Genomic DNA, 14,767 nt, shown 5'->3' on the forward strand with positions numbered 1-14,767 from the left:
CTGCACTCTCGGGCGACCGCCTCTGCCAACTAACTTGTTCCATATGGCAGTATATTCAGAATATAATGCCGTTTGCGCCCGCATTGAAGGGGGCTGAGCTGACATGCCTCAACGATGCCGCCCTGCCGGTGCGACATGATGCTTTTTCCTTGAGGGGTTCAAAGGCCGTATCAGAGTTCAAGCGCAACACATCGATGGACACAAAAGCTATCGGCCGGCCCGGCGTCCTTTGCCATATGACAATACCGGACCGGAATTTTGAGAAACGGGTCAGGACCGCGCGCCGATAGAGGTGGCGATGTCGCCGAGGCCATCGATCGATACGACGCAGACGTCGCCCGGCACGAGCGGGCCCACACCGGCAGGGGTGCCTGTCATGATCAGATCGCCCGGGGCCAGTGCGATCGAGCGGGACAGGAACGACACCACTTCCGGAATCGACCAGATGAGGTCCGCAATATCGGCGTCCTGCTTGATCGTCCCGTTCACCGACAGACGGATAGCGCCCTTTGCCGGGTGTCCGATCTTCTCGACAGGATGAACGGGTCCGATGATGGCGGAATGGTCGAAGGCCTTGCCGAAGTCCCAGGGGCGGCCCAGCTCACGCGCTGCCAGTTGCAGGTCACGCCGTGTCAGATCGTTGCCAATGGCATAGCCCCAGATGTGGTTCAGCGCCTCGGTCTCCCCAATGTCGCGTCCGCCTTTGCCGATCGCCAAGACCAGTTCGCCTTCATAATGGAGGTTTTCGGTTTGCGGCGGGTAGGGGATCGTTTCGCCGGAGTCGACGACGGCGTCCGCTGGCTTTGAGAAGAAGAAGGGGGGCTCGCGATCGGGATCCCGGCCCATTTCCCGGGCGTGGGCCGCATAATTGCGGCCAACGCAGAAAATCCGCCGGACGGGGAAGCGCGCGTCCGTACCCTCGACGGCAACGGTCGGGATCGGCGGCGCGGGGAGAACGAGGTTCATGGTGCCTTCTTTCTGGTGAGCGACGGCCGCTGTTTCAAACATAGGCCCGAAATTTCGATTGCCGCGGTCGCAGTGGTTAAACCGGCGGCGATGGTTACACTTTCGCCAGATCGGTTCCTTTTCAAGGCCTGATGGATGCGTTTCGGTTCGTTCGGACCCGCGTGGCTTTATGCCGTCGCGCTTTGATCCTAAAGCGATCCCGGCAGATCATGCAGGATCATTGCCGCTGCCCCGAAAGCGACGGCATCCGTCACGGGTTGTTCCGGCACGATGATATCCGGTTGCAGCACGCGCGCGCCGGAAAAAGGATCGGATTTGCGGAAGTCGAGCCATTCGGCAAGGCGTGTCCGAACGATCCACGGGAGTGTGCCGCCGAGATAAATCGCCGAGGGCGCCAGAATTGCTGTCGCCATAAAGGCGAGGGCTGCCGTTTCCGGCCCGGCACGCTTCACCCATTCATTCAGCACGGAGCCATGGTTTTCCAGAAAGGTAGTCCATTCCTCGCCCGAGCGGCCGTCGGGGATCTGGCCGATGCGAGCAAGGCACCAGTTTGCCAGATCTTCGAAAGACGGACGCGGGAGACCGCGCGCGCGTAGTGCGCCGACTTCGCCGGCGTTGCCGGTGTGTCCACGATAAAGCTCCTTGTTGATGATCACGCCGCTGCCGATACCTTCCGACAGATAAAGATAAACGAAATTGGCATGATCGGACGAATTGCCGAGCGCCACTTCGCCCATGGCCGCGGCATTTGCGTCATTCTCGATGACGATCGGACAGTTGAGGCTCTGCTGCAGGGCGAGATGAAGATCGGCCTCGGCCCAGCCGATCACCTCTTCCGCGAGATCGAGCAGGCCCTGCCCCCACCGGAAGCGCGTTGGCATGGCAATACCTGCGCCAATGAGCAATCGGTCTTCAATGACGTTGGAAGTGAGAAGTTCTGTCTTGAGCGCCCCGATCGTTTTCGCCAGATCCGTCACGTTGTCGAAAGGGCCGTTCCTTTGCCGCTCGTCGACGCGCCTGCCCCGGAAATCGAGCAGCACCAACGAGGCGGTGAAACGATTGGCGTGGATTCCGAGCGTGTAGCCGACTGTGTCGACCAGCATGAGATCGACATGCGGCGCGCCACGCGCACCCACGCGGCGTTCTCCTTCAATGACGATCCCCCGCTCGATCAGGTCGCGAGCCATCATGCTGATCGCCGCGGCAGTCACGCCGCAGGCATCGGCCAGATCTCCGCGGGATGCGGAACCCTTTTTACGCAGATGGCGAAGCACTTCGACCTGGGTTCGGCCAATTCCTTCAAACGGCCGCTGTCTTGTCAGCATGCGGGTACTCCAATGCTTTTTCGAAGCGGATGTCATAAAAGTTTTATTTAAGCAACTTAATTAAAGAAAAACCATCAACCGGATCAAGACCTCATGCACAAGACCCTCGCTCTTTTCGCAACCGTTTCGCTATCGGCTGTCCTTGCCGGCATGGCGCATGCCGAAGACATCAAGATCAAGCTCTCGACGCTGGTGGACAAGACCGCGCCGGCGCGTGTCACGAACATAGAAGCGGCCGCCGCGATCATGAACGAACAGTTCAAGGCTGCCGGTGTCGACAAGCATATCGTTGTCGAAACGAATGTCAGTGCGGCCAAGGGCTGGGACGATCTGGCTCTGGAAGACATGAAGGCATTTTCGGTCGGGCAGGGGCCCGACATCTATGTCCTGCCGCATGAGTGGATCGGCAAGTTTGCAGAAGACGGTAACGCCCTGCCGATGGACGCGAAGATCGCAGCCAATCCGTGGGCCTATGCCGATATTCTTCCCGTCCTGTGGACGGCCGCCAAGGCAAAGGACGGCAAGATCTATGGCATCCCGCAGGACGCCGAAATCCGCATGTTCTTCTACAACAAGGATATGCTGCGCAAGATCGGCAAGGACGAGGCCTTTATCGACAGCCTGCCGGCCAAGGTAGAAGCCGGCGAGTTCACGCTCGATGATCTGTCGGCGCTGTCGAAGCAGGTCGTCGATGCCAAGGTTGCGCAATATGGCATGCTGCATCGTCCCAATGTCGGCATCGACTATCTCATGGTTTTCCAGTCCTACGGCGTGAAATTCATGGACGACAAGACTGGCAAGCTCATGTTCCCCAAGGCGGAAATGGCGAAGGCGCTGGGTTGGTATGAGCGCAATGCGCGTGAAGGCGTGACGCCGGCCGACAATACCGCCATGAGCTGGGACGCGATCCAGGGCGCCTTCAAGCAGGAGAAGGCCTTTATCTTCCATCAGGGTGTCTGGGCTGTCGCTTGGCAGCTTGGCGACAAAATGGGCGCCAATTGGCCGACCGACAAGGACGCATATTTCCACAAGATCGGTTGGATTCCGGCTCCGGCTGCGGAGCGGGGCGGCAAACCGGCCAATCTTTCCCATCCGCTTCTTTATACGGTCAACGCCAAGAGCAAGAATGCCGACCTTGCCGCCGACCTCGTGGCACTGGCAACGCTGCCTTATTTCAACACCGAGCATGATGTGAACTCCTATCACACGGCGATCAGCAACGGGCAGACCGCCATGCCGAAATACAAGGAGAACTGGGTTCTTTCCGCCGCATCCCCGATGATGGCGCACGCACAGTTCGTGCCGAACCACACGCAGTTTGGCAGCTACAACAAGGTCCTGTTCAGCGGCCTGCAGGCTGTCGAAACGGGCAAGATGACGGCCAAGCAGGCGGTGGATTTCATCGCCGATGAACTGAGCCTGCAATTCGGCTCCGACGTCGAAATCCGCGATGCCGTGAGCAACTGAGGCGATTGATAAGGACCCCGCCGGAAGCTTCCTTGAGGCTTTCGGCCTTCTTTCCAGGAAATCCGGCCACTTGGCCGCTCGATGGATGCTTCTTTCATGCCCCATTCGAACCTTCGGGCTCGCCGCCCAGCGCGGCCGTTGCTCTATCTGCTACCTGCCATTGGCCTGCTGACCATCTTTTTTCTGGGGCCGATCATCGTCAATGGCGTGATTGCCTTCACTGATATGGGAGAGAACCTTCGGGTCGGTAAGTTCACGCTCCTGAACTTCGAGCGTATCCTCCAGCGGGACGCGCGCATTCCGGGCGTACTTCTGACGACGCTGATCTATGTCAGTGCCACACTCTTCTTCTTCAATGTCGGTCTTGGTGCGCTGCTGGCCATGGCGACGACGGCCATTCCGCCGCGCCTGGGCGGGTTCTTCCGCGGTCTGTGGCTGCTGCCGCGCATGAGCCCGGCGGTTCTTTATGGAATTCTCTGGATCTGGATTGCCGATCCAACGCCTTCCGGTCTCCTGGCCCAGGTCACCTCCGTCTTCGGTCTGCCCGCTCTCAATCTGCGTAACGACTATCCGCTGTTCCTGATCATTCTGGCAAACGGGATCGTTGGCGCCTCCTTCGCCATGGTCATCCTGACCTCGGCGGTACGCTCGATCCCGGCGCATCTTTCGAATGCGGCGCGTGTGGACGGCGCGAGCGAATGGGGCGTCTTGCGCCATGTCGTGGCGCCGGCGCTGTCGCAGCCGATCCGGTTCATCACCATCTACCAGGCGCTTTCGCTGATGACGACCTACGAATACATTCTGCTGATCACCGGCGGCGGTCCCGTCTACGATTCCACGCCCTATGCGCTCTACATCTACCGTCGCGCTTTCGAGAACGGTGCTTACGCCTATGGTGCCGCGCTGGCGCTGGGGCTGATGGTTATCGGCGTGGTCTTTACCCTCGTGCAATGGCGGATCACCGACATGCGGTCCACCTTTGCTGCGCCCCGGATCGAGGTGCTCTGATGACCATCGCTGACACGACCGTCAATGCCGGCACCGACTGGGCGCGACTTGAACGCCGCGGCATGCTCAACCGGGCGGGGTTCACCGCCTTCGTTCTGGCTTTCCTCACGCTGGTCTCCATTCCCGTTCTTCTGCCCTATCTGTGGCTGATGGTAAAATCGCTGACGCTGTCTGACGATGCGATCAGTCACATGGTGCTGTGGCGCAGTGCCGCCATTGCTGCCGTTGCCTATGCGGGCGCTCTTGGCCTGAGCTTCCTGGCAACACGCATGCAGCGGCCCTGGCTGGCCTGGAGCGTCCTTGCGGGCGTCGTGGTCATCCTGGCGGCAATTTTGGTGTTGCCCTACATGACCTTGGCGAACTATCGCTTTTTGTGGAATGCCGACATCGGCGGGACCGGGACTAACCGATCCGAACTAACGCCATCCGTCTGGTCGGCGCTTGCGACATCGCTGGCCTTTGCTGTGACGCAGACGACCATCGTGACACTGGTGGCCACGCCGGCGGCCTATGCCCTGTCCCGTTTTGCCTTTGCCGGCCGCGAGACTTTTCTGCGTGCTCTTCTGATCCTGCATGCTTTTCCGGCGCTGGCCCTCACGGTCGCGGTTTTCGTGCAGCTTTACTACATGGGGATGCTCAACAGTCTTGTTGGTGTCGTGCTTGTGTTGAGCGCGCTGGAATTGCCTTACGCCATTTTCGTGCTCAAGGGCTTCTTCGACAATGTGCCGTGGGACATCGAGATGAGTGCCGTCACCGACGGCGCGACACGGGCACAGGCATTTCGCATGGTCGTGCTGCCGCAGGTGCGCGCGGGGCTGATTGCGGTGGCGACCTTCACATTTCTCCGGGGCTGGGAGGAATATGTTTTCGTCCAGACGCTTCTCATCGACAAAAGCCGGATGACGATGAGCCTCTACCTGTTCTTCGTCTCGCACGACAACATGGGCGTGGACTACGGAATGGTGGCCGCTGTGGGCGTCGTTTATCTCCTGCCCGTCCTCATCCTCTACGCCTTCACGCAGAAATACATCACGCAGATGAGTTTCGGCGGCATCAAGGGATAATCACCATGGCCCAGATCACACTTAACAATGTCGCCAAGAGCTGGGGTGAAACCCAGGTTTTGAAGCCCATGAGCCTTACTATCGATAACGGGGAATTCGTGGCGGTTCTCGGCCCCTCCGGCTGCGGCAAGTCCACCACCCTGTTTCTGCTGGCCGGTCTCTACGCGCCGAGTGCCGGTGAGATCGCCTTCGACGGGCACAATGTGAGCCGAGTGGATGCGCGCGACCGCAATGTTGGCATCGTCTTTCAGTCCTATGCGCTTTATCCGAACCTGACGGTGCGCGAAAACATTGCCTTCCCGCTGCGTTTCAAGACGATGGACAAGCAGGAGACGGCGCGGCGCGTCGAAGAGGCAGCAGCGCTGGTGCAGATCGGCGCGCTGCTCGACCGGCGACCCTCGCAGCTGTCCGGCGGCCAGCAGCAGCGCGTGGCGCTCGCCCGCGCGCTGGTGAAGGAGCCCAACATCCTGCTTCTCGATGAACCGCTCTCCAATCTCGATGCCACCTTGCGCATCGCGATGCGTTCGGAGCTGAAAGCCATCCAGAAACGTCTCGGCTTCACCACGCTGATCGTCACGCATGACCAGATCGAGGCGATCACCATGGCCGATCGCATCATCTGCATGAACAATGGCGAGATTGCTCAGATCGGCACACCGGATGATCTCTATCGGCGTCCGAACAATCTTTTCGTTGCCGGCTTCATCGGCACCCCGCCAATGAACCTCCTGAAGGGCGAGGCTTCTGGCCCGCAGCTGCGTCTTGGTCAGGCCTGCCTCGATCTGACAGCCTGGCATGCCGGTCCGGTAACGCTGGGTCTGAGGCCGGAAGATATGGTTCTCGCCGAACCTTCAGGATGTGTGCTTGCGGGCGCAATTGTCGCTGTGGAGCCCATGGGCCGCGAGGTATTTTACACGATCAATACCCCGGCCGGCCTGGTGCATGCGCTGGAACATGGCGAGCTTGTGCGCCATCAGCCGGGCGATCAGGTGGGGCTCGCCTGCAAGCAGGGCCTGTCGCTCCTTTTTGATCGGGATGGCAACCGTATTGCCGACCTTCATGCCCATCTCCCCCATCCCGCCGAAGCGGCAGCCGATCAGCTCGCTTTCGCAAATTGACAGGATATTCGCCTTGACCAAAATCGTCTCTCATCGCGGCGCGAACAATTTTGCGCCCGAGAACACCTTTGCAGCCGCCGATCTCGCCATAGAACAGGGTGCGGACTATATTGAGCTTGACGTGCGCGAAAGCGCCGATGGCGTACTCTATGTTCTCCACGATGAAACGCTGGACCGGACCACCAATGGTCACGGCCCGATCGGCCATACGCTTGCGCGTGACATCGACGCGCTTGATGCCGGCAGCTGGTTCGATACGAAATTTGCCGGTGCCGTCGTGCCGCGGCTTGATGCCTATCTCGAACATCTGCGCGGTCGTGCCGGCGTCTACCTCGAGCTGAAATATTGCGATCCAGCCAAGATCGTGGCCCTGGTGCGCGATCTCGGCATGGTCCGCGACACGTTCTATTTCTCGTTCTCCGAAGAGATGCGGCGCGGCTTGATCGTCATCGCGCCCGAATTCCGCAAGATGATTACCCTCAACATCGCGCGGTCGCCCTCGCTGGTCGGTGCAGTGCATCACGCCTCGATCATCGAAATGAGCGTCGAGCAGATGCGTCAACCGGGCGTGATCGAGGCGAGCCGCAAGGCGGGTCTTGAGGTGATGGTCTATTATGGCGGCAATGACGTAGCCGTCCATCGCGAGATTGCCGAGGCTGGTGTCGACTACGTCAATCTCGATCGTCCTGATCTTTTTGAGCCGGTGCGCCGTGCCTTCAGGGGAGTAGCCGCCTGATGAAGATTGCCGTCGTCGCCGATATCCATCTGCATGATCTCCATGGGGGCTATGGGCTCATCGACAAGGACGGCGAGGCCCTGGCGCTGCGCACCTTTGAAGATACGATCGCTTCGACCCGCGTTTTCAACGAGAGCTGCCCGGCGGTGATTGCGACGCTGGACGATATCGCCCGGCGCGGCATTCGCGATGTCGTGTTCCTGGGGGACTATTCCGACGACGGGCAACCGGGCGCGGTGGACGCGCTCAAGCAGGTCTTGTCCTTCTACGAGAGCCGGCACTGCCTGCGCTTCTTTACGACGCTCGGCAACCACGATGCCTATGGGCCGGCGCCTCGTCATCATGTAAAGGCGCTCACCACGGGCGTCGGCGGGGAGCAATTTCTCGTTGCCAGCGATCCCGCCGCGCCGGAAGCAGATGTCGTCAGCCAGGACATGCGCGGCATGTCTACTGCGGAAGCCATGCAGCAGATGGCGCGTTTCGGTTTCGCCCGGCCCGAAGGCGTTTTTCACTGGGAAACGCCGTTCGGCTCCCGCGAGACGCTTGTGGAGCGCTTTCCGCCGGGCGGCGATCCCCTCGCGCTGGATGCCTCCTATCTGGTGGAGCCGCAGGAGGGACTTTGGCTGTTGGTTCTGGACGCCAATGTTTTCTCCCTGAAGGACGGGGTCTGGAAGGTGGAGGATGACGCCGCCTGGGATCATGTGCTGGCGCGCCGGCCGTATTTCCTCCCCTGGCTTACCGACGTGGCGGCGCGTGCAGCCCGTCTCGGTAAGGTTCTTCTCGCCTTTTCGCATTATCCCGTTCTGCCGCTGACGATCACGGGTGAGGGAGCTGACTGCCGCGCCGCCGGCACACCGGACCGGCTGGCCCGCATGCCGTCGCTTGACACAGGGCGGCGACTGGCCGGAGTCGGTCTGACATGGCATTTCAGCGGCCATATGCATGTCGCGGGTCGTGTGGAACTGGATGGGCTGACGAATGTCGCGGTGCCTTCGCCTGTTGCCTATCCGGGTGGCTATGTGGTCGTCGAGATTGACGGCAGCGCTGTCGATGTCCAGACGATCGCGCTTGCGGACGCGCCGGGTTTCGACCTCGCCTTCAGCGCCTATGAGGCCCAGATCGAAGGCCGCGATCAGCTCCATCCGATTCTTGCGACCACATCCTATGCGGACTTTCTGGAGGCGCATCTGCGGCAGCTGGTCGCCACGCGGCATGTCCCCGAAGACTGGCCGGAGCTCGTTCCGCATCTCGACGAGCCCATCGGCGCATTCTGGCAGAAGGATGGAAGGTTTGGCCCGATGCTGGCAGCATGGCAGAACCGTCCCTCGCTGCCTTTACGCGCCGTGCTTGAGGACTACTATTTACGGCGTGCGCGAGGCGGGCCGGTCTGGGATATCCAATAATCGATGCTAATTGGCCTTAAAATGTTCTATATAGGCCATATGTCTCTCATTCCAGGTTTTCGATGATCTGAATCAGCCGCCGTTGCACCGGTGTCGGCAGCCATCCTCTGCGTATGGTCAGGCCAATGGGGCGTTGGGTCTCGGTCAGATCGAAATCGACGCGTTTCAAAAGACCGCGCGCAAGTTCGGCGCTGACCTGCCCACCCGAGGCGAAACCTAGATAGTCTGTCTGGCTCAGGATCTCCCGCATCAGAATCAGAGAACCGGATTGCACAAGTTGCTTGGGCAGCAGGCGGTGCTCGTTGAACAACCGGTCGAAATGCTTTCGGATCGGCGTTGACGGGGCGCTGACGACCCAGGGATACTGAGCAAGATCCTGCAGCTTCAGCGTGGGTCGCTGGAAGACGGGATGATCGGGCCGGGCCACGATCGCTGCGGTGTCGTGAAACAGGAGCCGCTGCTCGATGTCGTCGATTGGCGCGGGAAGGCGCAGCGCGCCGATGAGAAAATCGATATCGCCGCGCCGTAAGCCTGCCAGAAGCTCCGCATAAGGACCTTCCGTCACGCGGATCGTCTGGGTTGATCTTTCCTGCTGAAGCTTGACGATGGCCGAGGGCAGGATCTGTGAGCGCGACAGCGGCATCGCGCCGATGACGATCGTGCCTGCTGTTTCGGCGCGCGCGTCTGCAAGCTCCGCCTCAGCCTGTGTCAGTTCGGAAAATGCGAGACGCGCCGCCTGGGCGAGGGCCTGACTGAGCCGCGTGGGAACCGTGCCATAGGCATTCCGCTCGAACAGCGGCTGGCCGGCTTCTTTTCCCAGTTGCGCCACCGCGCGATGAACAGTCGGCTGGGCGAGGCCGAGGCGGCGGGCGGCCAAGGTGAAATTCTCCTCGTCGCAGACCGCAATCAGAGCCTCGATCTGTGCCGCCGTGGCAGTCAGCGTGAGCCTGGGTGCAATGCTGGTCAGTGCGGGATCGAGGAGGGCGAGGGCGCGGGACACCCTAAGCCGGACGATCTCGCCTGCCGGGTTGAGATAGAGACCGTGTTGCCTGCGAAAAAAGAGCGGCGTGCCGAAGGCCGTTTCCAGCCGCGCCAGCGCCTGTGTGACCGCTGGCTGCGAGAGCCGCACGGCCTCGGCAGCGCGAGTTACGGAGGTCGTTTCGGCAACGGCCAGAAAGACCCGCAGATGCCGCAGATTATGGCGCATCTGATAGGTTCATGGCGGTCAGGATTCGGTCGGCGCGGCCGGACAGGGACGCCTCGCCGCCCTCGAGCCTCAGCGCGGCGATCTCCGCTTGCCAGTCGGTGATGGCGTCCGACATCCGGTCCGGCAAACCGAGTTCGCGCAAGGTGGCTGCCACTTCGCGCATTTCGGCGGCGCGGCGTTCACCGTGCACCATCATGCGCTCGAGATTGTAGGCGCTGCGCTTCTCCCAATCGATGCCGGGGTCGGAGGCTTGCAGCGAAGCGATCACCGCAGCTTCGACACCGGCCTTGCGCGCGGCCAACATCGCTTCCGCCGTCAGCGCTTCCAGTCCCTTGATCATCACCGAGCGCAGCATCTTGATGGACGATGCTTCGCCAACGCGCAGGCCGGCCACGCGCGGCTGCATGCCGAGACGCGTGAGGAAGGGAATAGCGGCTTCCGCCTCCGATCCGCTCAACAGGATCGGCGTCTCATGTCGTTTCTGATGGACAGGAGCCATGACGGCGACATCGACATAGCGTCCGCCGGCCGCCTTTATGACCGCCGCTGAAGCAGTCTTGGTGGCCGGCGAACAGGAATTGCAGTCGAAGAAGAAAGAACCCGGCGCAATATGGTCGGCACTCTCTCGCGCCGCCTCATGCGCGCGGTCAGCGGTGACGAGGCTGAAGATGGCTTCCGCACCCTCGATCGCGCCCCCGTTGGACGCGGCGAGCGTCACGTTGGCTGAGCCTGCAGCGGCCTCGAAAGCAGAACGAGTCGCCGCCTCGTTGGCCTTGGGATCATACGCGACGAGTGCCATCGCCTCAGACCTCACCCAGCCCGTGGCAAAGGCGCGGCCAGCCTCGCCGAAGCCTATGACCGCAAGCTTGAAATGGTTGGTCCGCATGTTTCCTCCAACCTCGCGTTTTCTGCTGTCGAGCATGCGCCGGTTGGTGCTGTAAATCCAGTGGCTATAGCAAAAACTTATGAAGCTTCACGCGCTTTGAAATTGGCATGGGCGGCGTTCGGGCGGACATTGAGGACCGACATGCAGTTTCGGGAGGACTTGATGGGAGAGAAGAAAACCGCGCTGGTGATCAGCGCGCACGCCGCCGATTTCGTCTGGCGCTGCGGCGGGGCGATCGCGCTTCATGCCGCTCAAGGCTACGAAGTGACAGTCGTATGCCTCTCCTTCGGCGAGCGCGGCGAATCCGCCAAGCTCTGGAAGCAGAAGGATATGACGCTCGAGCGCGTCAAGGCCGCGCGCCGCGCCGAGGCTGAGAGGGCTGCCGAGGCGCTCTGCGTCCACGATCTCATCTCGTTCGATCTCGGCGACTATCCGCTGCGGCTGAGCGACGAGGACAAGTTCCGGCTGGTCGATGTCATCCGCGCCGTGCAACCGGCCTTCATGATGAGCCATTCCCAATACGACCCCTACAATACCGACCACATGTATGCGACGCAGGTGGCGCTGGAGGCGCGGATGATCGCGCAAGCCTGGGGCCACAAGCCGGGCGAAAAGGTGCTGGGTGCGCCACAGCTCTATCTCTTCGAGCCGCATCAGACGGAGCAGATGGGCTGGAAGCCGGATGTGTTCCTCGACATCACCTCGGTCTGGGACAAGAAGCGTGCGGCGATCGAATGCATGGAAGGGCAGGAGCATCTGTGGGATTTCTACACCCGCGTCGCGGAGAACCGCGCCAACCATTTCCAGCGCAATTCCGGCGGCCAGTCGGGCGGGCGCGCCGCGCAATATGCCGAAGGCTTCCAATCCGTTTTCCCGCGCACGGTGGATACGCTATGACCGAACCCTGTTTCGATATCGCCCATCTCGCCCATGTCGAGATGTACACCGACAAATTCGAGGAAAGCCTGGCTTTCTTCGTCAACGTCTATGGGCTCACCGTGTCCGGTCAGGACGAGACATCGGCCTATCTGCGTGCCTATGACGACTACGAGTACCACACGCTGAAACTCACCCGCCATCACACGACCGGTGTCGGCCATATCGCCTATCGCGCCTCCTCACCGGAAGCGCTGGAGCGGCGGGTAAAGGCGATCGAGGCGAGCGGTTACAAGGTGCTCGGATGGGTGGAAGGCGACAAGGGCCATGACCGGGCTTTCCGGTTCGAGGACCCGTTCGGCCATGTTTTCGAGATCTATTGGGACACGGTGCGCTACGAAGCGCCTGAGGGAGAGCGTCCGGCGCTGAAGAACATTGCGCAGCGCTATCACGGGCGGGGCGCCAATCCGCGCCGTCTCGATCATCTCAACCTTCTGGCCGAAGACGTCAGCAAATTTCGCGATTTCATGATCACATGTCTTGGGTCTCGCGTGACCGAATATATCCAGCTCGACAATGGCCGCATCGGCGGCTGCTGGTTCACCGTCAACAACAAGACCTATGATCTCGCCTGCACGGAAGAGCATGGCGGGGCTTCGGGCCGGCTGCATCATGTGACCTACGCGACCGACACCCGAGAGGACATTCTGCGTGCTGCCGACATCTTCCTGGAAAACGGCGTCCATATCGAAACCGGACCGCACAAGCATGCGATCCAGGGCACGTTCTTCCTTTATGTCTGGGAACCGGCAGGAAACCGCGTCGAGCTCGCCAATTCCGGCGCGCGTCTCATTCTTGCGCCCGACTGGAAACCCGTCTGCTGGACGGAAACCGAGCGCAAGAAGGGTCAGGCCTGGGGCCTGAAGACAATCGAGACCTTCCACACCCATGGTACGCCACCGGCCGCGAAGAAGGATCATTGATCATGGGCGTTGTGGTACAGGACATTCCCCGCGCCGATCCGGCGGTGATCGAAGGTCTTGCCCGTGCCGGTGTCGCCACGGTGCATGAGGCGCAGGGGCGGAAGGGCATGCTGGCGAGCTACATGCGGCCGATCTATGCCGGCGCGTCCGTCGCGGGTTCTGCCGTCACCATCTCCGCGCCGCCCGGCGATAACTGGATGCTGCATGTGGCGATCGAACAGGTGCGCAAAGGTGATCTTCTGGTTCTCGCCCCGACTTCGCCCTGCGACAACGGCTATTTCGGCGACCTGCTTGCGACATCCGCCAAGGCGCGGGGTTGCCGCGGGCTGATCATAGATGCCGGCGTGCGCGATATCCGCGATCTGACTGCCATGGGCTTTCCGGTCTGGGCCAAGGCGATCTCGGCGCAGGGCACGGTCAAGGAAACGCTGGGCTCGGTCAATGTGCCGATTGTCTGCGCCGGCGCGCTGGTCGAGGCGGGCGATGTGATCGTCGCCGATGATGATGGCGTCTGCGTCGTTCGCTACGCCGAGGTCGAACTGGTGCTGAACGCCGCCGAAAAACGGTTGGCGAACGAGGAAATGAAGCGCAAACGGCTGGCTTCGGGTGAACTGGGTCTCGACATGTACGACATGCGCGGCGCGCTCGCGGCCAAGGGACTGAAATATGTATGAAGCGGGCATTCCCTGCCTCTGGATGCGCGGTGGCACATCGAAGGGCGCGTACTTTCTGGCCGAGGACCTGCCGGCGGACCCGAGCGAGCGCGACCGGCTATTGCTCTCCATCATGGGCTCACCCGATCCGCGCCAGATCGACGGCATCGGCGGAGCCGATCCGCTGACCTCCAAGGTCGCGATCCTCTCGAAATCCAGCCGCGCGGATGCGGATGTGGACTATCTCTTCCTGCAGGTCTTCGTGGACCGGGCTCTGGTGAGCGATGCGCAGGGCTGCGGCAATATTCTTGCCGGCGTCGGCCCCGCGGCCATCGAGCGCGGGCTTGTGACTGCGCGAGATGGCGAGACCGAGGTTCGCATCAATATGGTCAACACGGGCGAGGTCGCGGTGGCCCGCGTGGCGACACCGGACGGACGCGTGACCTATCGCGGCGAGACGGAGATTGCCGGTGTCCCGGGCAAACATGCCGCCGTGCCACTGCTCTTTGCCAACATAGCGGGTTCGATGTGCGGCGCGCTCCTGCCGACGGGCAATGCCGTGGACGTGATCGATGGCATTGAGGCGACGCTGATCGATAACGGCATGCCATGCGTGATCCTGCGGGCCTCCGATTTCGAAGTTTCGGGCAACGAAACCCGCGATGACCTAGAGGCGAACGCTGACCTGAAAGCGCGGGTCGAAGCCATCCGTCTCCGGGCGGCGCCGATGATGAACCTCGGCGATGTGAGTGAGGCATCCGTTCCGAAGATGGTACTTGTCTCTGCGCCCACTGCCGGCGGGGCGATCTCGACGCGCAGCTTCATTCCCCACCGCGTCCACGCCTCCATCGGCGTCTTCGCCGCCATCACCGTGGCGACGGCCACGCGGCTGAAGGCGGGGCCAGCGGCGGCACTTGCCTCGCAGCCGGAGGGCGGCGTCTATCACATCGAACATCCCACGGGCTCAATGGAAGTTTTCCTTGATCTCGATGGGGAGGGGAACGTGAAGGGTGCCGGCTCGATCCGCACCGCCCGCAAGCTTTATGACGGGCGGGTGTTTCCGGCGGAATAATCC

14 protein-coding genes are annotated in these 14,767 nt (G+C 61.4%); 10 read left to right on the top strand and 4 right to left on the bottom strand.

All coding sequences use genetic code 11. The annotated features are described in order from the left end of the window. Nucleotides 1-270: 270 nt before the first annotated feature. A complete protein-coding gene (locus tag LQK83_RS10080) occupies nt 271-966 on the bottom strand; it encodes a fumarylacetoacetate hydrolase family protein (protein ID WP_230837267.1) in 696 nt (231 codons plus the stop codon). Nucleotides 967-1,154: 188 nt separating this feature from the next. Further along, nucleotides 1,155-2,291, bottom strand: coding sequence for an ROK family transcriptional regulator (locus tag LQK83_RS10085; protein ID WP_230837268.1), 1,137 nt, complete (start codon nt 2,289-2,291; stop codon nt 1,155-1,157). A gap of 93 nt (nt 2,292-2,384) precedes the next feature. On the opposite strand from LQK83_RS10085, the gene LQK83_RS10090 reads away from it, so the two are divergent. The 6 genes from LQK83_RS10090 (at nt 2,385) to LQK83_RS10115 (ending at nt 9,087) form a co-directional block, all read left to right on the top strand. Continuing rightward, nucleotides 2,385-3,758, top strand: a complete 1,374-nt coding sequence (locus LQK83_RS10090) for an ABC transporter substrate-binding protein (protein ID WP_230837269.1) — start codon at nt 2,385-2,387, stop codon at nt 3,756-3,758. A gap of 96 nt (nt 3,759-3,854) precedes the next feature. Continuing rightward, nucleotides 3,855-4,766, top strand: a complete 912-nt coding sequence (locus tag LQK83_RS10095) for a carbohydrate ABC transporter permease (protein ID WP_230837270.1) — start codon at nt 3,855-3,857, stop codon at nt 4,764-4,766. After that, a complete protein-coding gene (locus LQK83_RS10100; RefSeq protein WP_230837271.1) occupies nt 4,766-5,830 on the top strand; it encodes a carbohydrate ABC transporter permease in 1,065 nt (354 codons plus the stop codon). The genes LQK83_RS10095 and LQK83_RS10100 overlap by 1 nt, the downstream gene beginning before the upstream one ends. Before the next feature lie 5 nt (nt 5,831-5,835). Next, the gene (locus tag LQK83_RS10105; RefSeq protein WP_230837272.1) at nt 5,836-6,948 is read left to right on the top strand and encodes an ABC transporter ATP-binding protein; all 1,113 of its coding nucleotides are present in this window, start codon (nt 5,836-5,838) and stop codon (nt 6,946-6,948) included. Between the two features lie 13 nt (nt 6,949-6,961). Further along, nucleotides 6,962-7,684 (top strand): glycerophosphodiester phosphodiesterase, encoded by a 723-nt coding sequence (gene ugpQ, locus LQK83_RS10110; protein ID WP_230837273.1) that lies wholly within the window; start codon nt 6,962-6,964, stop codon nt 7,682-7,684. Beyond that, nucleotides 7,684-9,087 carry a metallophosphoesterase family protein gene (locus LQK83_RS10115; protein WP_230837274.1) on the top strand — a complete coding sequence of 468 codons (1,404 nt, stop codon included), beginning with the start codon at nt 7,684-7,686 and terminating at the stop codon, nt 9,085-9,087. The genes ugpQ and LQK83_RS10115 overlap by 1 nt, the downstream gene beginning before the upstream one ends. A gap of 46 nt (nt 9,088-9,133) precedes the next feature. Here LQK83_RS10115 and LQK83_RS10120 read toward each other — a convergent pair whose 3' ends face one another. Then, the gene (locus LQK83_RS10120) at nt 9,134-10,294 is read right to left on the bottom strand and encodes a LysR family transcriptional regulator (protein WP_230837275.1); all 1,161 of its coding nucleotides are present in this window, start codon (nt 10,292-10,294) and stop codon (nt 9,134-9,136) included. Further along, nucleotides 10,284-11,180, bottom strand: coding sequence for an NAD(P)-dependent oxidoreductase (locus LQK83_RS10125; protein WP_230837276.1), 897 nt, complete (start codon nt 11,178-11,180; stop codon nt 10,284-10,286). Before LQK83_RS10125 ends, LQK83_RS10120 begins: the two co-directional genes overlap by 11 nt. A 162-nt stretch (nt 11,181-11,342) precedes the next feature. On the opposite strand from LQK83_RS10125, the gene LQK83_RS10130 reads away from it, so the two are divergent. From LQK83_RS10130 to LQK83_RS10145, 4 genes are read left to right on the top strand one after another with little or no spacing between them, the layout of a single operon-like run. Beyond that, nucleotides 11,343-12,077, top strand: coding sequence for a PIG-L deacetylase family protein (locus LQK83_RS10130; protein ID WP_230837277.1), 735 nt, complete (start codon nt 11,343-11,345; stop codon nt 12,075-12,077). Then, nucleotides 12,074-13,039 (top strand): VOC family protein, encoded by a 966-nt coding sequence (locus tag LQK83_RS10135; RefSeq protein ID WP_230837278.1) that lies wholly within the window; start codon nt 12,074-12,076, stop codon nt 13,037-13,039. Before LQK83_RS10130 ends, LQK83_RS10135 begins: the two co-directional genes overlap by 4 nt. A gap of 2 nt (nt 13,040-13,041) precedes the next feature. Continuing rightward, nucleotides 13,042-13,713, top strand: a complete 672-nt coding sequence (locus LQK83_RS10140) for a 4-carboxy-4-hydroxy-2-oxoadipate aldolase/oxaloacetate decarboxylase (RefSeq protein WP_230837279.1) — start codon at nt 13,042-13,044, stop codon at nt 13,711-13,713. Beyond that, nucleotides 13,706-14,764, top strand: coding sequence for a 4-oxalomesaconate tautomerase (locus tag LQK83_RS10145; RefSeq protein WP_230837280.1), 1,059 nt, complete (start codon nt 13,706-13,708; stop codon nt 14,762-14,764). The genes LQK83_RS10140 and LQK83_RS10145 overlap by 8 nt, the downstream gene beginning before the upstream one ends. Nucleotides 14,765-14,767: the final 3 nt, after the last annotated feature.

The organism is Rhizobium sp. C1, from assembly GCF_021026335.1.
Lineage (GTDB): Bacteria > Pseudomonadota > Alphaproteobacteria > Rhizobiales > Rhizobiaceae > Ensifer_A.

What these genes read in the sequence shown, in the direction of transcription:
- LQK83_RS10080 (WP_230837267.1), bottom strand. Translation starts at nt 966, where the DNA reads ATGAACCTCGTTCTCCCCGCGCCGCCGATCCCGACCGTTGCCGTCGAG.
- LQK83_RS10120 (WP_230837275.1), bottom strand. Translation starts at nt 10,294, where the DNA reads ATGCGCCATAATCTGCGGCATCTGCGGGTCTTTCTGGCCGTTGCCGAA.
- LQK83_RS10105 (WP_230837272.1), top strand. Translation starts at nt 5,836, where the DNA reads ATGGCCCAGATCACACTTAACAATGTCGCCAAGAGCTGGGGTGAAACC.
- LQK83_RS10140 (WP_230837279.1), top strand. Translation starts at nt 13,042, where the DNA reads ATGGGCGTTGTGGTACAGGACATTCCCCGCGCCGATCCGGCGGTGATC.
- LQK83_RS10135 (WP_230837278.1), top strand. Translation starts at nt 12,074, where the DNA reads ATGACCGAACCCTGTTTCGATATCGCCCATCTCGCCCATGTCGAGATG.
- LQK83_RS10085 (WP_230837268.1), bottom strand. Translation starts at nt 2,291, where the DNA reads ATGCTGACAAGACAGCGGCCGTTTGAAGGAATTGGCCGAACCCAGGTC.
- LQK83_RS10100 (WP_230837271.1), top strand. Translation starts at nt 4,766, where the DNA reads ATGACCATCGCTGACACGACCGTCAATGCCGGCACCGACTGGGCGCGA.
- LQK83_RS10090 (WP_230837269.1), top strand. Translation starts at nt 2,385, where the DNA reads ATGCACAAGACCCTCGCTCTTTTCGCAACCGTTTCGCTATCGGCTGTC.
- LQK83_RS10145 (WP_230837280.1), top strand. Translation starts at nt 13,706, where the DNA reads ATGTATGAAGCGGGCATTCCCTGCCTCTGGATGCGCGGTGGCACATCG.
- LQK83_RS10095 (WP_230837270.1), top strand. Translation starts at nt 3,855, where the DNA reads ATGCCCCATTCGAACCTTCGGGCTCGCCGCCCAGCGCGGCCGTTGCTC.
- LQK83_RS10115 (WP_230837274.1), top strand. Translation starts at nt 7,684, where the DNA reads ATGAAGATTGCCGTCGTCGCCGATATCCATCTGCATGATCTCCATGGG.
- LQK83_RS10130 (WP_230837277.1), top strand. Translation starts at nt 11,343, where the DNA reads ATGGGAGAGAAGAAAACCGCGCTGGTGATCAGCGCGCACGCCGCCGAT.
- LQK83_RS10125 (WP_230837276.1), bottom strand. Translation starts at nt 11,180, where the DNA reads ATGCGGACCAACCATTTCAAGCTTGCGGTCATAGGCTTCGGCGAGGCT.